The organism is Arthrobacter alpinus, assembly GCF_001294625.1.
Lineage (GTDB): Bacteria > Actinomycetota > Actinomycetes > Actinomycetales > Micrococcaceae > Specibacter > Specibacter alpinus_A.
The window spans coordinates 1189236-1211779 of record NZ_CP012677.1; the positions used below are offsets into that span (position 1 = coordinate 1189236).

Genomic DNA, 22544 nt, shown 5'->3' on the forward strand with positions numbered 1-22544 from the left:
GGGCCAAGCCCGCAGCGGTCAGGCCAGGATACCTGGCACCAGCAGCAGGGCCGTGGGGACCGCCAGTAGCAGTGCTGCGCCCGTGACGATGAGGGCCCGCCGCCCGGCGCTGAGGCTGGGGGCCGGGGTGAGTAGCCGGCTCAGCCTGGCCGACGTCGTGGCCGGGGTGTCAATCTTTTCAAGATCGCTGCCCACGAGCGACGCCGCTGGCAGCTGGGCGGATCCGCTTGCCACCAAGGCGATGGCCGTGACCAGGGTTGAGGTGCTCACGGATCGCAAGGCGACGTCGTCGGCCATGATCTCGATCAGGGACGAGACGGCACGTTGGGCCAGCTTGGAGGTGGGTAGCCAGGGCAGGGCCGAACGCCAGGCGGCAAAGGTCCACAAAAGCAGGTGATGGCGTTGGGTCAGGTGTGTTTGTTCGTGCAGCAACACAGCATGCAGCTCTTCCGGGGACAGTAATGTCATCAGGCCGTCCGAGAGCACCGTCACCGAACGTGCACCTCCGGGCAGGCAGTAGGCCACAGGCGCGTCGTGGTTGATGACCAGGGTGCCTGGGCGTTCCTTCGACGGCGAGCTGAGCAGCAGCAGCAGATCGCGGTGGTGGCGGCGCTGGCGGTTGATCCGGAAATAGGTCAGCCAGAGTGTGAAAACCAGGTGCGCGGTGAGCAGGGTGGCGGCGCTTAAGGCGAAGGCATGGGTTAGCCCCAGGGTGTCCAGTGACTCTTCCCCCACCGCGATTTGCAGGAGACCGTGGAGACCGTCGCTGAGGTTCGCGCCCAGGGGGACCAGGCCGTAGCAGAGCATGGCGCCAATCATGGACAACCCACCGGCCAGCGCTATGGACTGCCACAGGACCATGGCGGCGAAGGGGGCCCTCGCGGGCCAGTGGGCGCGCGCAAGAAGGACGGGAACTGGCCATGCCAAGGCAATGGCCAGGACCGCCAAAAGCCACGAGGTCCAAAACATATATTAAAACTTACCGTGTCTGGGCGGGCCGCGGAGCCGCCATGGCGGCTCCAGCCCCGCTGGGTGCTAGCGGCCCAAGAGCTTGCGAAGGGTTTCGGCTTCGCCGTCGCTGACTGTGCCAATAAAGCGGGCCAGCACTGCCTCCCGGTCGGGAGCGGAGCCGAGAACCTCCAGCATCAACTCGGCCGTGTGCTCCGCCCGGCTCGTCACGGAACGGTAGCGGTGAGGGCGGGAGGAGCGTTCGCGCTCCACTAGCCCCTTCTTTTCCAAGCGTGAGAGAACTGTCAAAACGGTGGTGACAGCCAATGGCCGGGAGTCGTGCCCGGCGTCGGTGGTTCGCTGTGAGAGCAGGTCACGTAGGGTGTTGGCCGTGATCGCTTCCGGGTGTTCCCATAAAAGATCCATCACGGCCCGTTCGAGGTCGCCAAGTGTAGCCATCAAGATCCTTCTTTATTGAGGTGCTAAGTCCGGTTGAACAATCTCTTCGTTCACAACCAAATGTACAGGTTCTGACAACAATGTTCTACACTGGGTAGAAATTGGAATTCTACGTCACGTAGAAATATGCCTTTTCGATACTCACCTTCCCGGATCGAGGAAATTGATGGACCCCCTAGACATCGCCCGGTGGCAATTTGGGATTGTCACCGTTTACCACTTTTTGATGGTTCCACTCACCATCGGCTTGGGAACGCTGGTGGCGATCCTGCAGACCACGTGGCTGCGCACAGGCAAGGAAGAATACCTGCGCATGACGAAGTTCTGGGGCAAATTGTTCCTGATCAACTTCATCATGGGCGTGGCTACCGGCATTGTCCAAGAATTCCAGTTCGGCATGGCCTGGAGCGAATACAGCCGTTTTGTTGGTGATGTCTTCGGCGCACCGCTGGCCATGGAGGCACTGCTGGCCTTCTTCGTCGAGTCCACGTTCCTGGGCCTGTGGATCTTCGGCTGGAAGAAGCTCCCGCCACGGATACACCTGGCCTGCCTGTGGATAGCGGTGGCCGGTTCAATTGTCTCCGCCTACTTCATCCTCGTAGCCAACTCCTGGATGCAGCACCCCGTGGGCGTGGAAATGCTGGAGGGCCGCCCTGTCATGGTTGACGCGTGGGCCGTCTTTACCAACAACACCGCCCTCGTGGCCTTCTTCCACACCATCACCGGTGCCCTGGCCGTGGCTGGCGGATTCCTGCTTGGCATTTCCTGGTACCAGCTGTGGCGCCGCCGCAAGGACGGCATTGACACCGTCGGCGCCAACGGCCGCGTGGTGGTCGGTTCCTCTGATTCCATTCCCGGACGGGACAAGCGGGACCACGCCATGTGGATCAAGTCCCTGCGCATTGGTGCGGTAGTGGCCATGATCGCCTTCGCCGGGTCAGCCATCTCCGGTGACCTCTCCGGCAAGCTCATGTTTGAACAGCAGCCCATGAAGATGGCCGCCGCCGAGGCCGCCTGCCACGACGGCACCAGCTTCTCCATCCTCTCGATCGGCGACGTTGGCAGCCGCGACTGCTCCGATGTGGTGGCCGTCATGGAAGTCCCCGGCCTGCTCTCCTTCCTGGCCCACAACGACTTCACCACCGAGATCAAGGGCGTGAACACCCTGGTTCCCGAATATCAGGCCAAGTACGGCACACACCTGCCCGATGATCCCATGCTGGGCGAGCGGGCAGGAACTGAAATCAACTACGTGCCCATCATGGCCGTCACGTACTGGGGATTCCGGATGATGATCGGCTTTGGCGGGCTGGCCGCGATGGCTGCCGGCGTGGCCCTGTTCCTGACCCGGAAGGGCACCGTCCCCGCGTCCAAGGGCCTGATGCGCCTGGCACTGGTGGGCATCATGGCCCCGTTCGGTGCCAACGCCGCAGGCTGGATCTTCACCGAGATGGGCCGCCAGCCGTTCGTGGTGGCTCCCAACCCGGCGATGTCCGGGATCGACCAGGTGTTCATGTTCACCGCGGCCGCCGTCTCACCCGGTGTGTCCGGGGGTGAGGTGATCTTCTCGCTCGTGGCACTGACCACCGTATATGCGGTGCTGCTGGTGGTGGAGGTGGTGCTGCTGACCAAGTACATCCGTGGAGGGGTGGTCAGTGCCATGCCGGAACTGGGTCATGGCCCCGACAAGGGCGACGGCGACGGCGGCACGCACCCCGGTGGTCCGGAGGCCGACGACGATGTGCTGGCGTTCGCCTACTAGCCCAGCCACCTGCCCGGGGCGGCGCCCGGGGCAACCGTGAAACAACTTTGTGCAACTAAGGATTGAAAATGGATTTCCTCCCGACCTTGTGGTTTATTCTCATTGCAGTGCTGTGGACCGGGTACCTCTTCCTGGAGGGCTTCGACCTGGGTGTCGGCATGCTGATAAAGGTCTTCGCCCGCGACGAAAAGGAACGCAGGCTGCTGCTGAACACAGTGGGCCCGGTCTGGGACGGCAACGAGGTGTGGCTACTGACGGCCGGTGGCGCCACCTTTGCGGCATTCCCGTTCTGGTACGCGTCCTTGTTCTCTGCGCTGTACATCCCGCTGGTGTTTGTCCTGCTGGGGCTGATCTTCCGCGCCGTAGCCTTTGAATACCGTGGCAAGGTGCACTCCGACACCTGGCGCACCGTCTGGGACTGGGCCATCGCCCTGGGCTCCTTCGTGGCGGCCTTTGGCATTGGCGCCATGCTGGCGCTGACCACCACCGGCCTGCCGCTGAACGAGAACGGCGACCGCGTGGGTGGGCCCTTCGCCTGGTTCACCTGGTACGCGGTCCTTGGCGGGCTCGCTGTGGTGGGCTTTTGCCTGGTCCATGCCTCCGCTTTCCTTGCCCTGAAGACCGATGGGGAGGTCAGGATCCGTGCCCGTCGCCTAGTGGCGCGCTGGCTGCCCCTTGGCCTGCTCCCGCTGGCGGCCTGGGTGATCGCCTTGGCCGTGCTCAACGGCAAATGGTTCAGCTGGCTGCTCATCGCGGTGGCCGTGGCGGCTGCCGTGGCCGCCTGGGTGGCGAACTCCAAGGACCGTGAAGGTTTCAGCTTCCTGGCCATGGGCTTGTTCCTGGTGGTGGGCAGCGCAGCCATCTTCAGCGCCGTGTTCCCGGTGGTCCTGCCCTCAACGCTCAACGCGGCGTGGAACCTCACAGTGGAGAACGCATCCTCCTCCGCGTACACGCTACGCCTGATGTCCATCGTTGCGGCCGTTGGAGTACCGCTGGTGCTTGCCTACCAGGCGTGGACCTACTGGATCTTCCGCAAGCGCATCTCCGTAGATCACCTGCCGGAACCGCACGACTTTGCCCCCGCCGTCGGACTTTCCGCAGCGGCGCCCTCAGCCGGTGTAACAGGAGGAGCGGTCTAGCATGAGTGCCCGTCCACTCCTGCCCACAGGAAAGAACACCCGCACAGCTCTCGCAGGCCTGGCCGGGCTGGCCGCCCTAAAGGCGGTGTCCTTGGTACTGCTCATGGCCGCACTGGCGCATGCGCTGGGGCAATGGGCGGGCGGGGTGCGCCCGGACGCCACGCGTTTGCTGGTCCAGGGAACGCTCGGTGCCGTGCTCATGGCAGCGGCGATCTGGGGCCAGCAGATCCTGGCCCGCCGAGCCGCACTGGGCACCAAGGAAGAGTTGCGCGCCAAACTGGTGGCACACCGCCTCAGCGGACACCCGATGGCCACGGACGGTGGCACCAACAACGCCGTGGGTGCCCAAGCTATGCTGGCCAGCCGCGGCCTGGACGGGCTAGACAACTACTTCACGTCGTACCTGCCGGCGCTTGTCAGCTGCGCCGTTTTGCCTGCCATGATTGGGCTGCAGATTCTCATTTCGGATTGGGTCAGCGCCTTGATTGTGGTGCTGACGGTGCCGCTGGTGCCGGTGTTCATGATCCTCATTGGTTTCCACACCCAGGAGCGGGTCCAGATGGCGGCCCAGGGGCTGGACAGGCTCTCCAACCACCTGCTGGAGCTGGCTCGCGGACTGCCCGTGCTGGTGGGGCTGCGCCGCGCCGATGCCCAGCGCCAGGCCCTCGCCGAGGTTTCCGAACAGTACCGCAAGTCCACCATGACCACCTTGCGCACGGCGTTCCTGTCCTCCATGGCGCTGGAGCTGATCAGCACCATTTCAGTGGCCGTGGTGGCCGTCTTTATCGGGGTCCGCCTCGTATATGGAGGCATGGAGCTGGAAGCGGGCCTGCTGGCGCTCATGTTGGCCCCTGAGTGCTTCCGGCCCCTGCGTGACCTTGGCGCCGCCCACCACGGCAGTGAGGACGGCGTGGAGGCTCTGCGCCGCGTCAACGAGATCTTGGACGCCGCACCGCCGGCCCCGGCCGTTAGTCAGGGGCACGACGACGGCGCGTTTGCTGTGCGCGCGCAGAACCTGAGCGTGACCTACCCCGGCGGCCGCGAGGCTGCCGTGTCCAACTTCAGCGCCTCGGTGGAACCCGGGGGCGTCCTGGTTCTGGACGGCCCCAGCGGAACGGGAAAGTCCACCATCTTGGCCGCCCTGGCGGGGCTGCTGCCACTTTCCCCTGGTGACGGCGAGGCGGGCCTTCGTGTCAGCGGCCGCCTGGCCAGTTCCCCACGCAGTGCCACGGTGTGGGTTCCCCAACACCCGGTCTTCACGGAGGCCACGGTGGCCGCGGATGTGGCCCTCTACGCCGCCGGACCGTCGGGCCTGCCCGTGCCGGCCGCCGTCGTCCAGGACTCGCTGGCGCAGGTCAACGCCGGCCACCTGACGGGGCGTTCGCCGCTGGAATGCAGCCCCGGTGAGCTTCGCCGCGTGGCCGTGGCCCGCGCCTTGGCCAGAATTGCCCTTGACCCGTCTGTGGAGGTGGCTCTCTTCGATGAGCCCACGGCGCACCTTGACGCGGTGTCCGCCCAGGCTGTCCGCGAGACCATCAACGCCCTGCGGGGGAAGGTTGCCCTGGTGGTGGCCAGCCACGACAGGGAACTAGCCGTGCTGCTGCGCGGCGTTGCGGCCCCGGTCCAGGAAGTGAGAGCCCAGCAGGTGAGGGCGGCGGCCCGGTTTGAAGCCGATGCACGCCCTGGCGGCGCTTCACAGCTCTCCGCTGTCTCCGCTGTCAAGGAGTCGGAGCCCGGGGCACCCGAACGGTTCAGGTGGCGTTGGCTCAAGGCGTTGCCGTTGCTCTCGCCGCGCTTCGCCGCAGGCGTGCTGGTGTCATCGCTGGCCACCCTGAGCGCCGCGGCCCTTGCCGGGATCTCCGGCTGGCTCATTGTGTGGGCCGCCGACCGGCCGCCCATGCTGTTCCTGATGACACTCATTGTGGGGGTGCGTGCATTTGGGATCGGCCGATCGGTGCTGCGCTACAGCGAACGGCTGCTCACCCATGACGCAGTATTCCGCTGGGCCGCCACCCTGCGCCTGAAGCTGTGGGACGCACTGGGATCCAATGTGCGCCACTGGGGCAGGCTCACCCGTTCCGGTGGCTCCTTGGGGACACTGGTGGCCGACGTCGACGAACTCAGGGATGCGCTGCCCCGCACCGTGGTCCCCATCCCCGCTGCAGTCCTGTCCTACCTGGCCGTACTGCTGACCGTGGTCCTGATGGTGCCTAGTGTGGCGGGGATGGTGGTGGTGCTCGGCGTCCTGGCGTTGCTGCTGCTGCCCGTGCTGGTGTTTGTGGCTCAGCGCCGGGCATCCGGTGCCGCCGCCATCCACCGTTCGTGGCTGGCCAGCAGGACCGCCACCTTGTTTGCCGCCGCAGAACAGTTGGCGGCCAACGGTGTGGGGCCCGCCGAGGCCGCGACGTTCACCGCCCGGGACGTGCGCGTGGGAGCCCCGTTGCGACGGCTCGCCTGGGCTAATGGGCTGGGCCAGTCGGCAGTTTCTTTGCTGACGTCCCTGGCCGCGGTTGCCGTCACCGTTGGCGCGGTTGCTGCCGGGGCCGATCCGCGCGCCGTGGCGGTGGTTGCCCTGCTGATGCTGGCGCTGGCCGAACCGTTCGGCCAGTACGTTGACGCCGTGGCCGAGGTTCCCCTGCTGCTGGCCATGATGGCGCGCACCATGCCGCTGCTGGACACCCACCGCACCGTGGTGGGCGGACAGGCCCCCGAACCGGCCGGTGAGGCACTCACCTGCCTTGAGGTTCAGAACATCACGGCCCGCTACCCGGAGGCGGCAAGTCCCGTGTTCGCGGGCGTCAGCGGCGGGACCGAACGCGGCCGCTGGTGGAGTGTCAGCGGGCCCTCCGGCTCCGGCAAGTCCACCCTGCTGGCCGTCCTGTTGGGGTTCCTCACCCCCGAAGCCGGACGCTACACGCTCAATGGGCGCCCTGCCACCGGCGCCGCCTTGGCACACATAGCCTGGTGTCCCCAGGAGTCGTACCTGTTCAACTCCACGCTGCGCTCCAACCTGTCCCTAGCCCGACCCTCCACGGACACACCGACAGATACCGAGCTGGAGGACGCCCTGGACACCGTGGGACTGGGGTCCTGGTTCCGGGCGCTGCCACAGGGACTCCAGACCCGGGTGGGCGCCGGCGGACACCAGCTTTCCGGCGGGCAACGGACCCGGGTGTCAGTGGCCCGAACGCTCGTGGCCGGCTCCGACGTCGTACTGTTGGATGAACCCACGGCGCACCTGGGCGAGGACGAGGCGCAGGAACTCATCGCCGATCTGCGCAGGGCTCTCGCCAACGCCGCCGTGGTGCTGGTGACCCACGACGACGAGCTTGCCGCGGGTGCCGATACGCATCTTGATCTGGGCAAGGAAACCATGGTGTGCGAACCTGCACGCGTCTAGGCTGGGGACATGAGAACCCACGAACCGCAGCCTCTGCCGGTGGCCGGCGGCTTGGCGTTCAGGGCGCTGGCGCCGGCGGATGCACGGCTCTGGCTGGAATTGATCGAGCGCATTGCCCTGGCCGAGGACGCCGTGTGGCATGAGCAGGCCTCCGACCTGGCGGAAGTTTTGGAGTCCCAGGAGGATCCTGTTGCGATGAACACCACCGTCGGGGTTGACGATGCGGGGGTGCCGCGGGCCTACGGGTATGTGTCCAAGAACCCGCAACGGGATTGGGGCTATGCGTTTGGTGGCGTGGACCCGCTGTGGCAGCGCCGCGGGATCGGTGCCGCTGTTCTGGCATGGCAGGAGGAGCTCCTTCTCGACAGGTTCGCCACCGACGGGCAAGGGCAGGCACGGGTGCGCAGCTACACGCAGGAGATCAACCCCGCCCACACCGGGTTGCTCACGCGTGCGGGCTACACCTCGGTACGGTACTTTTCGGAAATGCTACGCCCCCTGGCGGAGGTGCCGGAGGCTGGCGCACCACGCGGCGTCCATCTGGTGCCGTTTTCGCGGGAGCTGGGGGAGGTCGTCCGGTTGGCGCACAACGAGGCGTTTGCCGACCACTGGGGTTCGGCCCCGCGCAGCGCGCACAAGTGGGGATTCCTGCTCAACCATGAGAACTTCCGTCCCGCATGGTCAACCGTGGCTCTGGACGCCGCCACGGGAGAAGTGGCCGGGTACCAGCTGTCCATGTATGACCCGCTGCGGTTTGCCTCGGTGGGCCGGGAAGAGGGCTATACGGAGGTTCTAGGTGTACGGCGCCCCTGGCGTGGGCGCGGCGTTGCACCGGCCCTGCTGGCCGACGCCATGGCCCGCTTCAAGGCGGCCGGCATGGACTATGCCTGCCTTGACGTGGACACCGAGAACCCCACCGGCGCGCAGGGGCTGTACCTGAGGATGGGCTATACGCCGTTGCGCCGGACTGTGGCGTGGGACAAGGTGCTGTGATTTCGCCCCGCCCCAAACCCTAAGCGTCGACGTCGTGCAGGTGGTGGATCACGTCGTGGATGAAGTAGCCGGACAAGGTCAGGATCGTGAATTCTGCGCCGTTGCTACGCAAACCTCTACGGTTCCACAGCTCGGGGGCGACGGCGCCGAATGCTGAGGCTGCGTCGTGGCCATTCTGGACCAGCTCGGCCGCAACCTGGGCGGGATCCAGTGTTGCATAGTTGCCTTCCAGGGCGGCCTGGTCCTGGCCCCAATTGGCAAAATGCGGATTCTCCTGCTCCAGCATGAGCGCCAGGCGGCCCTCAAAGACCTCAAACACGTCCCTGACGTGGGCGCCATATTCGAGCACCGACCAGGTGGATTCGTTGGGGCGCTGGTCCACGTTGGCCCGTTTCAGGGCCGACTGCCATCGAGGAAGCAAAGCGGGGATAGTAGTGGCCACCGTGGCCGGGGTGGCACTCGCTGCGGTGACACCACAGTCCGGACACGGCCTGGACAGTACCCAGGTCCAGTCTTTTTCATCAGGAATGATCGGCATGGGCCAAGTCTATGCCGGGGCGCAAGTGCGCGAATGGTGTCCGGGGGCCGTTATGGTGATTCGAGGCCGGCCGGCCATCATCGAATCACCACAACGGCCCCCGGACACCCCTGGGGTCAGCTCAGTGGCAGCTCAAACGCTTCCTGGGTGGCTTCCGGGATGGGGGTAGGATCGCTGGCCGGTGCCGGTGGTGCGGCATGGTCAGCGGCGGCCCGGGCGCCCTCGGGCACAGCCCCGCCTGGGACCTCACCACCGCTGGCAGCATCGCGGACAGCCCCGCCAAGGCTGGGGCCGATCAGGTCGATGCCTGCCGACAGTGGCACGCCGGAGCCGTCGCGGTGGCCGTGTTCCACGGGCAGTGCCCTGACCACACCTGCCGATGTTGAGGCCTTCGCGGGGCCGTGCCCGGCGAAGGACACCTGCAACTTATCTTCACCCTTGAGGAACCTGTGCGCCCGCACGCCACCGGTGGCACGGCCCTTGGTCGGATATTCGGAGAACGCTGTCACCTTGGCGCTGCCCGAGGCTGTCCCCGGCAGTGCGTCCAGCCCCACCGAGACGGTGACCACCACGGCGTCGGGGTCCCCGGCGGCCACCACGCCGAAGCTGAGGACCTCATCCCCTGCCCCGAGCTTGATGCCTGCCATGCCGCCGGCCGTGCGCCCTTGGGGACGGACATTAGAGGCACTGTACCGCAGCAATTGGGCGCGCTGGGTGATGAACACCAGTTCGTCCTCGGCCGTGGAAACAGCGGCACCCACCACAAAGTCCTTGGGCTTGAGGGCGATGAATTCCCACTCGTCCCGGTTCAGTGGGTAGTCGGGGGTGACCCGCTTGACCACACCGGAGGCTGTGCCCACGGCAAAGGTCGCGTTCAGCGGGACAAAGGCCACCAACGACTCGCCCTTGGCCAGTGTGATGAACTCCTTCGCGGCCACACCGCCGGCCAGGTTCGGCAGGGCCGCGGTGGGCGGCAGCACCGGCATGTCCACCACCTGCAGGCGGATCATCCGGCCCAGGGAGGTCACGGCAGCAATTTCGGCACGGGCGCTGGCCTTCAGAACCGAGGAAAGCACATCATGTTTGGTGCGGCCACCACCGTCCACCAGGGGATCGTCCGTGCTGGTACGCGCGATCTGGCCGGTGGCGCTGAGCAGCACCCAGCACGGGTCGTCGGCAATTTCCAAGGCCAGCGGGGCGGTTTTCCCCGCCGGTCCGGACGCTGCCAAGGCCTTGGCAACTGACGGGGCCACGGCCTCGGATTCAAGCAATACGGTGCGGCGCGGGGTGGCATATTTGGCTGCCACCTCGCCCATCTCATCCGAGACCAGCCCATGCAGCAGCTCCTTCGACTCCAGGATGGCTTCCAGGGCGGCGATCTCGCGGCGTAGCTCGTCACGCTCGGCCTCCAACTCCACCATGGAGTACCGGGTGAGCTGGCGCAGGCGCAGGGCCAGGATGTAGTCGGCCTGGATCTCGGAGAGGTCGTAGATCGCCATGAGGCGTTCGCGTGCGGCCGCCACCTCATCCGAGGTGCGGATGATCTGGATGACCTCGTCAATGTCCACAATGGCAATGAGCAGGCCCTCCACCAGGTGCAGGCGGTCCATCTTCTTGCCCAGCCGGAACGCGGTGCGTCGCCGGACCACGTCGATGCGGTGCGTGACAAAGACCTGCAGCAGCGGCAGCAGGCCCAGGGTCTGTGGCTGCCCGTCCACGAGGCAGACGTTGTTAATGCCGAAGGAATCCTCCATGGGCGTGTAGCGGTACAACTGTGCTAAAACGGCGGCGGGGTTGAAGCCGTTCTTGATCTCAATGACCAGGCGCAGCCCGTGCTTGCGGTCGGTCAGGTCCACCAGGTCGGCGATGCCCACCAGCTTCTTGGCGTTGATGGCGTCCTTGATCTTTTCGACCAGCTTTTCCGGGCCCAACAGGTACGGCAGCTCGGTGACCACCAGGCCCACACGGCGCGGGGAGAGCTGTTCGACGGCGACCTTGGCCCGCGTCTTGAACGAACCCCTGCCGGTGGCGTACGCGTCGCGGATGCCGCCCAGGCCCACGATCCGACCGCCCGAGGGCAGGTCCGGGCCCGGCACGTACGCCATGATGTCCTCAAGCGTGGCGTCGGGGTTGGCGATCAGGTGCTGTGCGGCGGCAATGACCTCGCCCAGGTTGTGCGGGGCCATGTTGGTGGCCATGCCCACGGCAATGCCGCTGGCACCATTGACCAAAAGATTCGGGTACGCGGCCGGCAGCACCGAGGGCTGCATCATCTCGTTGTCGTAGCTGGGCACAAAGTCCACCACGTCTTCGCCCAGGTTCCCGGTCAGTTCCAGGGCGGGGGCTGCCAGCCGGGCCTCGGTGTAACGGGGGGCAGCCGGTCCGTCGTCGAGCGAGCCAAAGTTCCCATGCCCGTCAATGAGCGGCAGGCGCAGGGAGAAGTCCTGGGCCATGCGCACCATGGTGTCGTAGATGGCCGTGTCGCCGTGAGGGTGCAACTTGCCCATGACCTCGCCCACCACTCGGGCGCTCTTCACATGGCCCTTGTCGGGGCGCAGGCCCATCTCGCTCATCATGTACAGGATGCGCCGCTGGACCGGCTTGAGCCCGTCCCTGGCATCCGGCAGCGCACGGGAGTAGATCACCGAATAGGCGTACTCCAGGAAGGAGCCTTCCATCTCACTGGAAACATCAATGTCAACAATGTTCTCGGTGAAATCCTCACCGGGGGTGCCTTCAGCGGGGCGTTGGCGCTTGGCCATGGTGGCTTGGGTCCTTATCTACTGCGGGAACTACTGTGGGTGTGGCGGGCGGTACGCTGCGCTTCAAGGCAACATGTCGGTACAGTGATTCTATGGTGAAGCCAGAGCTAGCGCCCGAATACCCGGCCCATTGGGAAGCAGACGTCGTTTTGCGCGACGGAGGGACGGGGCACTTGCGCCCCATGACACCGGCCGATGCCGACGCTGTCCAGACATTTCACATGGCGCAGTCCAAGAGTTCCATCTACCTGCGCTTCTTCACCTACAAGTCCAAGCTGACGCCTAAAGAACTGCGCCGCTTCACCGAATTGGACTACAAGGACCGTGTGGCCTTTGTCATTACCCACGGGTCCGAGATCATCGGGATCGGCCGCTACGACCGTCTGGACAACCCCATCGAGGCCGAGGTGGCCTTCAACGTCTCCGACGCCCACCAGGGCCGCGGCGTGGGCTCGATCCTGCTCGAACACCTGGCCGTGGCGGCACGGGAGAACGGGATCTACCGCTTCACCGCTGACGTCCTGCCGGAAAACCGGAAAATGATGCAGGTCTTCTCCGACGCCGGATATGAAGTCCACCGGCACTTCGACGACGGCGTGGTGGCGCTCGCCTTTGACATCGACCCCACGGAGAAGTCCCGTGCCGTGATGGAGGCCCGCGAACACCGGGCCGAGGCGCGCAGCGTGGCGGGGCTCGTGGCGCCGGCCTCCGTGGCCGTCATTGGGGCCAGCCGGGCATGGGGGAGCATCGGCCAGCAGCTGCTCGAACACGTGGTGGAGGGCAAGTTCACCGGCGCCGTCTACGCCGTCAACCAGGAAGCCCTGGAAGTTTCCGGCATGATGCCCTACACCTGCATCGCCGATGTCCCGGGACCGGTGGACCTGGCCATCATCGCCGTCCCTTACGAGCAAGTACCCACCGTCGTGGAGCAGTGCGGTGCTGCGGGTGTCAAGGGCCTGGTGATTGCCTCCGACGGTTTTGCCGACGACGGCGCACGGGGGCTGGCGCGCCAGCGCGCCTTGGTGCGCCAGGCCCGGGCGAACGGCATGCGGGTGGTGGGTCCGGCGTCGTTGGGTCTGGCCAACACCGATCCGGCCGTTTCGCTGAACGCCTCCATGGCCCCTTCCCTGCCGTTGCGTGGCGGGTTGGGCATATTCAGCCAGTCGGCAGCCTTGGGCGTGTCATTGTATGCCTCCTTGAGCCGGCGCGACATTGGCCTGTCCTCGGTGCTCTCCGCCGGCAACCGCGCCGACGTCTCCGGCAATGACATGATGCAGTTCTGGGAGGATGACCCCAACACCGCGGCCTGTGCCCTGTACCTGGAATCCATTGGCAACCCGCGCAAGTTCTCCCGCATCTCCCGGCGGCTGGCACGCAGCAAGCCGGTGATCGTCGCCAAATCCGACTCCATGGGCTTGCGCCTGCCGCCGGGCCACGCCGTGCGCACCACCCAGGCACCGGCGGGAGCCCTCGACGCCATGCTGCGCCAATCGGGTGTCATCCGGGTGAACACCATCGAGGAACTGGCCGACGTCGCCCAAATTGTGGTGGGTGCCCCTCTTCCCCACGGCCCCGGACTGGCCATTTTCAGCAATTCCTTGGCACTGGGCATGGTGGTGGCCGACGCCGCCGAACAGCACGGTCTCACCGTGGTGGACATGGACGCCAACCTGGTCCTGGACATGGGACAGTCGCGGGCGCTGCCGTTGTTGGCACGGACGCTGGGGCAGACCCTGGCCCGGGCCGACGTCGACTCCGCAATCCTCACGCTGTTGCCCATTCCCGGACTGACCATCGAGACGATCGCCGGGACGCTCAAGAAGTGTGCCGAGGCGGCGGACAAACCGGTGGTGGCAGTCTTCACCGGGATCGTGGACGTCAGCATCCATGTCAACCGCCAGCTGGGCGGGCTGCCAGCGTATTCGAGCCCGGGTTCGGCAATCGCCGCGCTGGCCGCCGTGACCCGCTACGCGCATTGGTTGACACTGGAGAAACCCAGCTTTGACCCGCCGTCAGGGGTTGACACCGCGGCCGCGTCGCAACTTTTGGAGAGCCTGCTGGAAGGGGTCAGCGGCGATGGGCTGATCACCGTAGACGCGGCCGACACCGGCGAACTTTTGGCCCACTACGGCATCGACGTCCTTGAATCGGTGCCGTTTGAGACCACTGAGCAGGCGGTCCAGGCGGCTGAGCGGCTGGGCTGGCCGGTGGCCATCAAGACCTTGGACGCCGCCTTGCGGCACAGGCTGGATCTTGGCGGGGTGCGCATCAACATTGAAAACGCAGCTTCGCTGCGCCGCAACATCAGCCAAATGCGGAAGTTGCTGGAGCCCTACGGGCCTTGTGAACTGGAAGTCCAGGCGATGGCCGAGGTGGGGCAGTCGTGCACCCTGCGGGCCATCGAGGATCCATTGCTGGGGCCCGTGGTCTCCTTCGGCCTTTCAGGCGACGCCGTGAACTTACTCGATGACTGGGCCCACCGTGTTCCTCCGCTCTCGGTGGGGGACGCCAAGGAACTGATCCGTTCACCCCGCGCGGCCGTGAAACTCTTTGGATACGAGGGCCTGCCGGCCGGGAATGTGGCTGCACTCGAAGACCTGGTGGCGCGGGTGGCGCTTCTGAAGGACGAGCACCCGGAGATCGCCTGGGTGGAGTTCAACCCAATTTTACTGGGGCCGCACAAGTTGACGGTGTTGGCCGTGAACCTGCGCATCGGCAACGCAGCCCAGCGCACTGACAGTGCGAGGCGGGCCATGCTTTCGTAGCCGAAACCGTGCCGGTTCGCAACGTGCGGGTCAAAGTGCGAAAATGGGGGCATGAACAGCTTCGGAACCGGTTCCCTCGCCAATACCAAGGGACGCAGCTTGGAAGCCGCTTTACAGCGGTCAGGCTTCTACCCGCGCTTGGTGGCGGACGTAGTCAATGACGCACTGGACGGGCAGGAGCCCCTTGCCCACCTGGTGCACCTAGAAACCCATTTTGACAGGACCGAGGTGCACCGACACATCACGGTGCTGGTGCTGACGGAGGAGATGCTGGTCATCACCCACGTTGACGACCAACAGCTCGACGACGCCGGTGAGCAGATGGTGGCGCAGGTATCCACCGAGTCGGTGCCGGTGGGGCAGATCCGTTCGGTGATACTCAGCTACACGTACGCGCAACCGCAGGACTACAAGCCCTCCGACCCTGCCCGTGAACTCACCGTCTCCATCGCCTGGTCCGGCGGACAGCGCCTGGAGATGGGGCCGGCGTCGTGCGGGGATCCGCAGTGTGACGCCGACCACGGCTTCTCCGGAACCGTCGTCCAGGAGGACATTGCGTTGCGCATCAGCGCCGAAGCTGAAGGATTGCAGGCTGTGGCGGACGCCAAGGCGTTCGCCCGGGCACTGCGCGCCGTCAACACCGGAACTAACTCACCCGGCCACCCTGCCGCCCCCGCCCAAGGCTCGAAGTTCCCTACCCTGGGGCAGCGCTTTGGCCGTTCACATTACCGCCGCTAGCCCCGTGACACAGTCAGATACGCAGCGCCAGGAAAACGCCCCAACGCCCCAGGCAGCACAGCCTCAGTTGCCGGCGGCCCCCGCCTACGGCGTGAGCACCATCGGGGAGGTCTTCACCAGCGCCGCCGCGGCCTTGGGCGACGCCCGCTTCACCAATGCGCTGCGGCTGCCCGCCGCCAAACGCGTGTGCATAGTGCTTGTGGACGGGCTGGGCAAGGCCCTGCTCAAGCAGCGTGCCGGCCACGCCCCGTTCTTGCGCTCGGTCGTGGCCGCCGACTCCGAGGGGGAGCATCCCCGCACCATCCAGGCCGCGTTTCCCAGCACCACGGCAACGTCCCTGACCAGCCTGGGGACCGGGGCCGCCCCGGGCGCGCACGGCATGCTCGGTTACGACGTCTTGGACCCTGCCCAGGACAAGGTGGTGAACCTGCTCGGTAATTGGGACGCCGGTGTGGACCCGCTGAACTGGCAGCCCTGCCCCACGGTCTTTGAGCAACTGGACGGACACATTCCCACCGCCACCGTCAGCTTGCCCAAGTTTGAACACTCACCCATGACCCGGGCGGCCCTGCGCGGCAGCACGTTCCTGGGCGCCACCTCCACCCAGGCCAGGGTCCAGCTGGCGGCGCAGACGCTCGCGGCGAACCCCACCATGCTCATGTACCTGTACTGGAGTGAATTGGATAAGGCCGGACATGCGCACGGCACCGATTCGCCCGAATGGGAGCACCAGCTCGAGGAGCTCGACGCCTCCATGAAGCGCCTGGCGGCCACCGTTCCCGCCGGCACCTTGATCTTGTTGACCGCCGATCACGGGATGGTGGATGTTCCCCGGTCGGCCCGGATCGATTTCTCTGTGTTCCCGGAACTTGTTGCCGGGGTGCGACACACCGCGGGGGAGCCGCGCATGCTTCACCTGTACCTTGAGCCCGACGCCGGGACCGCCGCGCGTACGGCGCTGATAGCCGCCTGGGTGGACCGGTTTGGCAACAAGGCGTGGGTGCTAACCCGCGAACAGGTGGTCGAGGCCGGCTACTTTGGTGAGGTCACGGCGCAGGCTGCGCAGCGGATCGGTGACGTGCTGGTCTTGGCCCGGGAACCCGTGGCGTTTTATGATCTGCGCCGGGTGCGTGCCCAGGCCATGGAAGTGGTGGGCCAGCACGGTTCCATCACGAAGGCCGAACGTGAGGTCCCGCTGCTGCGCATCCCCACCACGGCGCGGTTTACCAAGGGCAAACGCCGCTAAGTTGCGGCCGGTCAGTCGCCCTTGGTGCCGAAAACGATCTCGTCCCAGCTGGGGACACTGGAGCGTTTGGGCTTGCCGGAGGCCTTGCGTTCCAGGCGCGCCGCCACTTCACTGTCCGTGGGGCCGGGCTCCTGCGCAGGAGCCGGGGGGGCAGGCGCCTGGGTAGGAGTGAGGTCTACGCCGTTGTTGGCAGCGCTTTGACGCAGCGACGGGGCGCCGGACAGCGTAATTTCACGGGTCTGCATGCTGATCTCACCAATGCCCACGGGGCTTGGCTCATCATGTTCGGAGGGTTGCAGGCTGGGGGCCAGCGACAGGAAAGGGATGGCGCGCAGGTGTTTGGAACCGGTCGACGGCGCAGTGGCAGGCGCTGCGGCGTCGGAGGGCTCGTCGGCCACCTGTGCGGGCTCGTCCGTGAGCTCATGGCCGTCGCGCGGATGCGCAGCCGGTACGTGAGTTCCTAACATGGCGGCGAGTTCGTCGTCGCCGTCCTCGTCCAGACCCAGGCGCTGGCCACGGCGTGAGCGCAACATGTCCAACAGGCCGTTGCCCGGGTAGCTCCCGTCCACCGACTCCTCGGCCGTGCCGGTCGGGGCTTCGGCGGCGTGCTCGCCTGCCAAACCGTCAGGCTCGGCCGTGTCGCTTTCAAAGTCAAAAGGCCGGTCTGCAACAGCGCTTAGGCGGCGTTCCGGTACGGGGCCTTCCAGCGGCTCCATTTCGCTTAGCTGCTGGGCCCACCGGTTCGCGTTCAGGAGTGATTTGCGCCCCGTGTGGAACGTCCACCGGGCGGGGGCCGGCTCACCAATACTACTGGCAGCCCATTCGGTGCCTGGCTCAAAATCGGCTGTCACCGTCCATGAACCGTCATGGATGCGCCAGGCGTCCCAGCGGACGGTGCGCGGATCGATGCCAAAAGCGGCCAAACGGTGCATGAGCATGTCATTGAGCGTGGCGGGGTTGTCGCCGAATGCTGAACGGTAGCCGTCATTGCCTGGTGAGGGGGCACAAACTTCAACCTTGCGGGCCTGCTGCGCCACATATTCGCGCTCGGCCAGGACAGGACCCTCATAGCGGCGGACCTGCTCCAGGGACAGTCCCGAATGCTCGGCGACATCTGCAGCAGTTGCGCCGCCACGGATCTGGGCTTGGATTTCCCGCGGCGATAAACGGGTGCTTGAACTGCCGGCTTGAAAGGACCTGCGCGGGGACCTGGTTGTTGCCATGCGCAATGCTTCATCAATGGGGAGCAGGAAAATTTCGCCGCCGGTTCCACTGAGTAGTAGGTGTTCGCCATCCTCATGGACACCCACCAAACGTAGATCCGTCATGCTGCCCTCCCAAATCTTCTAGTCTCACTTCGAAACTTTGCCACCGAACGCCAGCTATTACCACTACCGGCACAGGCGTGGCGTGAATGGATCCAAAAAGGCTACTTGGCCTTGGGGCCGTTCAGCGCCGCCACAAGGTGCTCGGGGTTGCGTGTGGATGTCAGCCAGTATGGCGTGGTGTCGTTGGGGTCGGTGATGACAATCTTGACAACGGGCTTGATCCAACCGCGGATGCACAAGTACGCCAAGCCGTTGAGTTTGGTGCCGCGCTGGTCGGTGGCAGCATCCCCGTGGTAGCTGGAAACCTTGCCCACAAATTCGCGTTCGATCTGGGCGCGGCCTACCTGGACGGTGGTGTCGGTGACCCGGATGGTGGGCGTCCACGCGATCAACACTCCCACTTGCGCCGCCAACAGAACGGAAAAGGCCACATATCCGGCGAGCGGGCTGATGGGGATAAAGATCAAGATGCCGGCGGCGGAAAGACCCACCACAATGACCCAGACCCACAGATTGGGCCACAGCTTCTCGGTATACGTCGCTGTGGATACGGGGGTGGCATTGAGAGCCTGATCGGATGACATAAGCCTAAGCTTTTCATCTTTTGCACAGTAATTCATCTTGGGCTGTTCGCCCGACGGCGGGCGGCACAGGTCCGGCATTGCGGATAGAGTTAGATGTTGTGACCAATCAGACTTTCAGTACTGCCCCCGACTCGCCTGCACACACCCCATCATTGACGGTGCAGTTGCGCCTGCTCGACGACGGCATTCTTGCCCCCAGCTATGCCCATCCCGGGGATGCCGGGGCCGATCTGCGCACACGCATTGATGTGACGCTGGCCCCGGGCGAGCGTGTCCTGGTGCCGACCGGCGTCGCCATCGCCCTGCCCTTCGGCTTTGTGGCTCTGGTCCACCCGCGTTCGGGCCTCGCCACCAAGCATGGGCTGACAATTGTCAACAGCCCGGGAACCGTCGATGCAGGGTACCGCGGCGAAATTTCCGTCACCTTGCTCAATACTGACGCGCACCACTCCATCATCTTGTCCCGGGGCGATAGAATTGCACAACTGGTAATTCAACGTGTTGAACACGCAGCCTTTGACGTGGTGACGGAACTGCCGGACTCGGTGCGTGGCACTGGTGGATTCGGTTCCACGGGCGGCTTCGAGACCGCAACTTCCTAGCTTTCTGGGCTCAACGCGGGCACGTTCCCACGCTACGCATTGAACACCATTGTTCGCTCCGCCATTATTTACAAGGAGTTTGTCCCTCATGGCTTTTCGGTTTGCTAAGAAAAAGACCGCAGACGAGGCTTCCGCCTCCATTGCGCAAACTAATACGGCTCCCATCTCGGAAGACGGTGACATGCTGGCGCTGCCACCTGACCCCTCCGACACCGTCTACGACCGTGCTATCCACGGCCCCCTTGACTCTGCCGAGATCACCAGCACCAACGGCTACGTCGACCTCGGTGCCTTGCTGATCACGCCCCGCGTGGGCTTGGCTTTGCGCCTTGAAGTGGAGGAAAGCACCTCCCGGGTGATCGCCGTGACACTTGACTTGAACGGCTCAAGCCTGCAATTGCAGGCGTTTGCCGCATCCCGTTCCGAGCAGCTCTGGCGCGACATCCGCGAACAAATCGGACTCTCTGTCGGTTCGCAAGGAGGCGAGATTGAAATCCTTGACGGTGCCTTCGGCAAGGAAGTGCTTGCCAAGGTGCCCGCGCAGACCGCGGAGGGAAACTCAGGTTTCCGGGTGGCCCGCTTCATCGGCGTGGACGGTCCCCGATGGTTCCTTCGCGGTGTCCTTGGCGGCGACGCAGCCGTGGACGGCGAGGCGGCACGGGAGCTAGAGGAACTGTTCCGCGGCGTTGTGGTGGTGCGGGGGGAAACCCCGCTGCCCCCTCGGGACCTGCTTGTCTTGCGCCTGCCCAAGGACGCCGCCACGAGCCCCAACGGCGAGATTGCCGGCGACCACCCAACACCGGCCCAGGGCGGCGAGCCCTTCCGCCGTGGCCCGGAAATCACGGCGATCGGCTAGGGATCCATGTCCATCACCCAGAGTGCCTGGCCGGCACCGGTTCCCATCAACGAGCTGCCGACCCGTGGGCGGGCAGTGTGCACAGGCGTCATTGACACTGTCACGATCGAACCGGCGTCGGCGTCACCGACCTACACCGCCATTGTCACTGACAGGGAGTTTCACCGCCTTGCCGACGACGGCGGAAGCCACCGGCTCAGGCTTGTCTGGTTGGGCAGACGCCGAGTTCCTGGCATCGAGGTGGGCACGCGTTTGCGTGTGGAGGGGATGGTCTCGCTCAGGGATTCTTTACCCACGATCTTCAATCCACGCTATGAAATTATTGGAACGCAGGAGAGCTAGTTGACACACAACAGCCCCGACGAGGGTGCAACGCCGGCGAAAGCCACCGGCAGTTTTGCCGAGCTGGCGCAGGAGATGGCGACAAAGTCGGCGCTGGTGCGCAAGGACAACGGCCACATCGACCTGTTGGCGGCGGCCGGCGGCATCCGCGGCATTGCCGAGAGCGTACTTCCAGGGCTGGCGTTCCTGGTGGTTTTCACCCTCACCCGCAACTTGCCCTGGTCGCTGGCAGGTTCTGTGGCGATCGCCGTCGTGTTCCTCGTGGCCCGGCTAATCCAGCGCACGCCGCTGACCCAGTCCTTGGCCGGAATTCTCGGCGTCGCCCTGTCCGCCGTTCTAGCCATGACCACGGGCAAGGCCGAGAACTTCTACCTGTGGGGCTTTGTGACCAACGCCGGCTACATCTTGGCGATGGTCGTCTCCATCGCCGTCCGCTGGCCGGTGCTGGGACTTCTCTTTGGGTATGCCCGCAACGAAGGTGTGCGCTGGCGGGACCAGCCAGAACGCCTGCGCGCCTACCGGGTTGCCACCTGGATCATCATCGGTGTCCTGGCGGCCCGTCTGGCCGTCCAGCTGCCCCTGTACCTGAGCGAACAAGTTGACGCGCTCGGCGCCATGCGCTTGATCATGGGCGTGCCACTGTATGCGCTGGGACTCTGGGTGGCATGGCTGATCAGCCGCCCCGTGCGGGACGAGCTGATCACCAAAGTCGACTGAAGCCTTTACCCCCGGCAGGCCGCCGGTCAGTCGTGTGAGGACAAGATGGCGCGCAGTTCGTCTTCCCCGGCGATGGTGGAGATGAAGAACAGCTCGTCCCCTGCCTCCATGACGTCATCGGGGCTGGGCGTGATGGGCGCCTCGTCGCGCAAGATGGCAACCAAGGTGGCGTCCTGTGGCCACACCACGCCACCCACTGTCAGGCCGATGATGTGGGATTCCTCGGGAACGGTGAACTCCACCAAGGATGCGACGCCTGTTTGCAATGTCAACAGTCGCACCAGGTCGCCAATCTCCACAGCTTCCTCCACCAGGGCGGTCATGAGCCGGGGGGTGTTCACGGCAACATCCACACCCCAAGAATCGTCAAACATCCAGTCATTCTTGGGGTTGTTGACCCGCCCCACGGTCCGGCCAACACCAAATTCGGTCTTGGCCAGCAGTGAGACCACCAGGTTGACCTTGTCATCCCCGGTGGCTGAGACAACCACGTCGGCCTCTTCAAGTTTCGCTTCCCGCAGGGTGCTGATCTCGCACGCGTCACCCACCAGCCAGCGGGCCCCTCGCAAGCCGCTTTTGCCAATCACTTCCGGCTTGGGATCGATCATCAGCAGTTCGTGGCCGTGGGACAAGAGCTCGCGGGCGATGGAGCAGCCAACGCTGCCGGCCCCCACAATGACAACTAGCACGTTAGTTCTCCTTCAGCGGCTCGGCGGCCATGATACGGGCAACCTCGGTGGCGTCCACGCCCTGGACCATGGCGTGGATGGTGTCACCTTGTTGGTAACTGGTGTCCGGCCCTGGCAGCATCCCCTCACCAAAACGGGTCAGATAAGCCACACGCAGAGGTGCAGCGTTTTCGAGGTCGTCAAGGTGCCGGCCAATCCAGTGGGGATGCAGGGCTAGCTCGGTCAGGATCAGCCTGCCTGACGGTTCGCGGAAATCCCCTTTGACGGCGGTTTCGGGCAGAATCCGCCGCAGTACCTGATCGGCGCTCCAGCGCACGGCCGCTACGGTGGGGATGCCCAGACGTTGGTAGATCTCTGCCCGGCCCGGATCGTAGATGCGGGCCACAACGTGCTCCACATGAAAGGTTTCCCTGGCCACCCGGGTAGCCAGGATATTGGAGTTGTCGCCGCTGGAAACGGCGGCGAAGGCGTACGCTTTTTCAATGTCGGCTTGTTTGAGCGTGTCCTGGTCAAAACCCACGCCGGTGATCTTGCGCCCACCGAAACCGGTGCGCAACCGCCTGAACGCGCGCTCGTCCTGATCGATGATGGCCACGGAATGGCCGGAATCTTCTAGCGTGTGGGCCAGGGTGGCTCCCACACGTCCGCAGCCCATGATCACAAAGTGTGCCACTGA

At 65.2% G+C, this 22544-nt stretch carries 19 protein-coding genes; 11 read left to right on the forward strand and 8 right to left on the reverse strand.

Features of this window, described 5'->3' with window-relative positions:
* Positions 1-18: 18 nt before the first annotated feature.
* Positions 19-969 carry a M56 family metallopeptidase gene (locus AOC05_RS05220; protein ID WP_062006257.1) on the reverse strand — a complete coding sequence of 317 codons (951 nt, stop codon included), beginning with the start codon at positions 967-969 and terminating at the stop codon, positions 19-21.
* A 66-nt stretch (positions 970-1035) separates the two neighbouring features.
* Positions 1036-1407, reverse strand: a complete 372-nt coding sequence (locus AOC05_RS05225; RefSeq protein WP_062006259.1) for a BlaI/MecI/CopY family transcriptional regulator — start codon at positions 1405-1407, stop codon at positions 1036-1038.
* Positions 1408-1573: 166 nt separating this feature from the next.
* Here AOC05_RS05225 and AOC05_RS05230 point away from each other — a divergent pair, with 166 nt between their 5' ends.
* The 4 genes from AOC05_RS05230 (at position 1574) to AOC05_RS05245 (ending at position 8701) form a co-directional block, all read left to right on the forward strand.
* Positions 1574-3169 (forward strand): cytochrome ubiquinol oxidase subunit I, encoded by a 1596-nt coding sequence (locus AOC05_RS05230; RefSeq protein ID WP_062006261.1) that lies wholly within the window; start codon positions 1574-1576, stop codon positions 3167-3169.
* 68 nt (positions 3170-3237) lie between these two features.
* Positions 3238-4308, forward strand: coding sequence for a cytochrome d ubiquinol oxidase subunit II (gene cydB / locus AOC05_RS05235; protein WP_062006263.1), 1071 nt, complete (start codon positions 3238-3240; stop codon positions 4306-4308).
* Between the two features lies 1 nt (position 4309).
* Entirely contained in the window at positions 4310-7708 is a 3399-nt protein-coding gene (gene cydD, locus AOC05_RS05240; RefSeq protein ID WP_062006264.1) for a thiol reductant ABC exporter subunit CydD, read from the forward strand.
* Positions 7709-7717: 9 nt separating this feature from the next.
* Positions 7718-8701, forward strand: coding sequence for a GNAT family N-acetyltransferase (locus tag AOC05_RS05245; RefSeq protein ID WP_062006266.1), 984 nt, complete (start codon positions 7718-7720; stop codon positions 8699-8701).
* Positions 8702-8720: 19 nt separating this feature from the next.
* Here AOC05_RS05245 and AOC05_RS05250 read toward each other — a convergent pair whose 3' ends face one another.
* Together AOC05_RS05250 and AOC05_RS05255 are read right to left on the reverse strand one after the other, a co-directional pair.
* Positions 8721-9239 (reverse strand): DinB family protein, encoded by a 519-nt coding sequence (locus tag AOC05_RS05250; protein WP_062006269.1) that lies wholly within the window; start codon positions 9237-9239, stop codon positions 8721-8723.
* A gap of 116 nt (positions 9240-9355) precedes the next feature.
* Positions 9356-12001, reverse strand: coding sequence for a DNA gyrase/topoisomerase IV subunit A (locus AOC05_RS05255; RefSeq protein ID WP_082357783.1), 2646 nt, complete (start codon positions 11999-12001; stop codon positions 9356-9358).
* A 92-nt stretch (positions 12002-12093) separates the two neighbouring features.
* Here AOC05_RS05255 and AOC05_RS05260 point away from each other — a divergent pair, with 92 nt between their 5' ends.
* From AOC05_RS05260 to AOC05_RS05270, 3 genes are read left to right on the forward strand one after another with little or no spacing between them, the layout of a single operon-like run.
* Positions 12094-14766, forward strand: a complete 2673-nt coding sequence (locus tag AOC05_RS05260; RefSeq protein WP_062006271.1) for a GNAT family N-acetyltransferase — start codon at positions 12094-12096, stop codon at positions 14764-14766.
* 51 nt (positions 14767-14817) lie between these two features.
* Positions 14818-15504 (forward strand): DUF5998 family protein, encoded by a 687-nt coding sequence (locus AOC05_RS05265; RefSeq protein WP_062006274.1) that lies wholly within the window; start codon positions 14818-14820, stop codon positions 15502-15504.
* 4 nt (positions 15505-15508) lie between these two features.
* On the forward strand, positions 15509-16750 hold the full coding sequence (locus AOC05_RS05270) for an alkaline phosphatase family protein (RefSeq protein WP_395939461.1): 1242 nt from the start codon (positions 15509-15511) through the stop codon (positions 16748-16750).
* A gap of 11 nt (positions 16751-16761) precedes the next feature.
* On the opposite strand, the gene sepH is transcribed toward AOC05_RS05270, so the two are convergent.
* Positions 16762-18078 carry a septation protein SepH gene (gene sepH / locus AOC05_RS05275; protein ID WP_062006277.1) on the reverse strand — a complete coding sequence of 439 codons (1317 nt, stop codon included), beginning with the start codon at positions 18076-18078 and terminating at the stop codon, positions 16762-16764.
* Between the two features lie 101 nt (positions 18079-18179).
* Entirely contained in the window at positions 18180-18662 is a 483-nt protein-coding gene (locus AOC05_RS05280; protein WP_062006279.1) for a DUF3093 domain-containing protein, read from the reverse strand.
* Positions 18663-18760: 98 nt separating this feature from the next.
* Between AOC05_RS05280 and dut the strand changes: the two genes are divergently transcribed.
* From dut to AOC05_RS05300, 4 genes are all read left to right on the forward strand, one after another.
* Positions 18761-19264: a dUTP diphosphatase gene (dut, locus tag AOC05_RS05285; RefSeq protein WP_062006281.1), complete on the forward strand. Its 504-nt coding sequence runs from the start codon at positions 18761-18763 to the stop codon at positions 19262-19264.
* 88 nt (positions 19265-19352) lie between these two features.
* Complete coding sequence (locus tag AOC05_RS05290) at positions 19353-20120, forward strand: DUF3710 domain-containing protein (protein WP_062006290.1); 768 nt, start codon at positions 19353-19355, stop codon at positions 20118-20120.
* 6 nt (positions 20121-20126) lie between these two features.
* Positions 20127-20462 (forward strand): OB-fold nucleic acid binding domain-containing protein, encoded by a 336-nt coding sequence (locus AOC05_RS05295; RefSeq protein ID WP_062006292.1) that lies wholly within the window; start codon positions 20127-20129, stop codon positions 20460-20462.
* Complete coding sequence (locus tag AOC05_RS05300) at positions 20463-21179, forward strand: DUF3159 domain-containing protein (protein WP_062006294.1); 717 nt, start codon at positions 20463-20465, stop codon at positions 21177-21179.
* Between the two features lie 26 nt (positions 21180-21205).
* Here AOC05_RS05300 and AOC05_RS05305 read toward each other — a convergent pair whose 3' ends face one another.
* Both AOC05_RS05305 and AOC05_RS05310 read right to left on the reverse strand, forming a co-directional pair.
* Positions 21206-21868 carry a potassium channel family protein gene (locus AOC05_RS05305; RefSeq protein ID WP_082357784.1) on the reverse strand — a complete coding sequence of 221 codons (663 nt, stop codon included), beginning with the start codon at positions 21866-21868 and terminating at the stop codon, positions 21206-21208.
* Between the two features lies 1 nt (position 21869).
* Complete coding sequence (locus AOC05_RS05310) at positions 21870-22541, reverse strand: potassium channel family protein (protein ID WP_062006296.1); 672 nt, start codon at positions 22539-22541, stop codon at positions 21870-21872.
* Positions 22542-22544: the final 3 nt, after the last annotated feature.

What these genes read in the sequence shown, in the direction of transcription:
- AOC05_RS05220 (WP_062006257.1), bottom strand. Translation starts at nt 969, where the DNA reads ATGTTTTGGACCTCGTGGCTTTTGGCGGTCCTGGCCATTGCCTTGGCA.
- AOC05_RS05225 (WP_062006259.1), bottom strand. Translation starts at nt 1,407, where the DNA reads ATGGCTACACTTGGCGACCTCGAACGGGCCGTGATGGATCTTTTATGG.
- AOC05_RS05230 (WP_062006261.1), top strand. Translation starts at nt 1,574, where the DNA reads ATGGACCCCCTAGACATCGCCCGGTGGCAATTTGGGATTGTCACCGTT.
- cydB (WP_062006263.1), top strand. Translation starts at nt 3,238, where the DNA reads ATGGATTTCCTCCCGACCTTGTGGTTTATTCTCATTGCAGTGCTGTGG.
- cydD (WP_062006264.1), top strand. Translation starts at nt 4,310, where the DNA reads ATGAGTGCCCGTCCACTCCTGCCCACAGGAAAGAACACCCGCACAGCT.
- AOC05_RS05245 (WP_062006266.1), top strand. Translation starts at nt 7,718, where the DNA reads ATGAGAACCCACGAACCGCAGCCTCTGCCGGTGGCCGGCGGCTTGGCG.
- AOC05_RS05250 (WP_062006269.1), bottom strand. Translation starts at nt 9,239, where the DNA reads ATGCCGATCATTCCTGATGAAAAAGACTGGACCTGGGTACTGTCCAGG.
- AOC05_RS05255 (WP_082357783.1), bottom strand. Translation starts at nt 12,001, where the DNA reads ATGGCCAAGCGCCAACGCCCCGCTGAAGGCACCCCCGGTGAGGATTTC.
- AOC05_RS05260 (WP_062006271.1), top strand. Translation starts at nt 12,094, where the DNA reads ATGGTGAAGCCAGAGCTAGCGCCCGAATACCCGGCCCATTGGGAAGCA.
- AOC05_RS05265 (WP_062006274.1), top strand. Translation starts at nt 14,818, where the DNA reads ATGAACAGCTTCGGAACCGGTTCCCTCGCCAATACCAAGGGACGCAGC.
- sepH (WP_062006277.1), bottom strand. Translation starts at nt 18,078, where the DNA reads ATGACGGATCTACGTTTGGTGGGTGTCCATGAGGATGGCGAACACCTA.
- AOC05_RS05280 (WP_062006279.1), bottom strand. Translation starts at nt 18,662, where the DNA reads ATGTCATCCGATCAGGCTCTCAATGCCACCCCCGTATCCACAGCGACG.
- AOC05_RS05290 (WP_062006290.1), top strand. Translation starts at nt 19,353, where the DNA reads ATGGCTTTTCGGTTTGCTAAGAAAAAGACCGCAGACGAGGCTTCCGCC.
- AOC05_RS05295 (WP_062006292.1), top strand. Translation starts at nt 20,127, where the DNA reads ATGTCCATCACCCAGAGTGCCTGGCCGGCACCGGTTCCCATCAACGAG.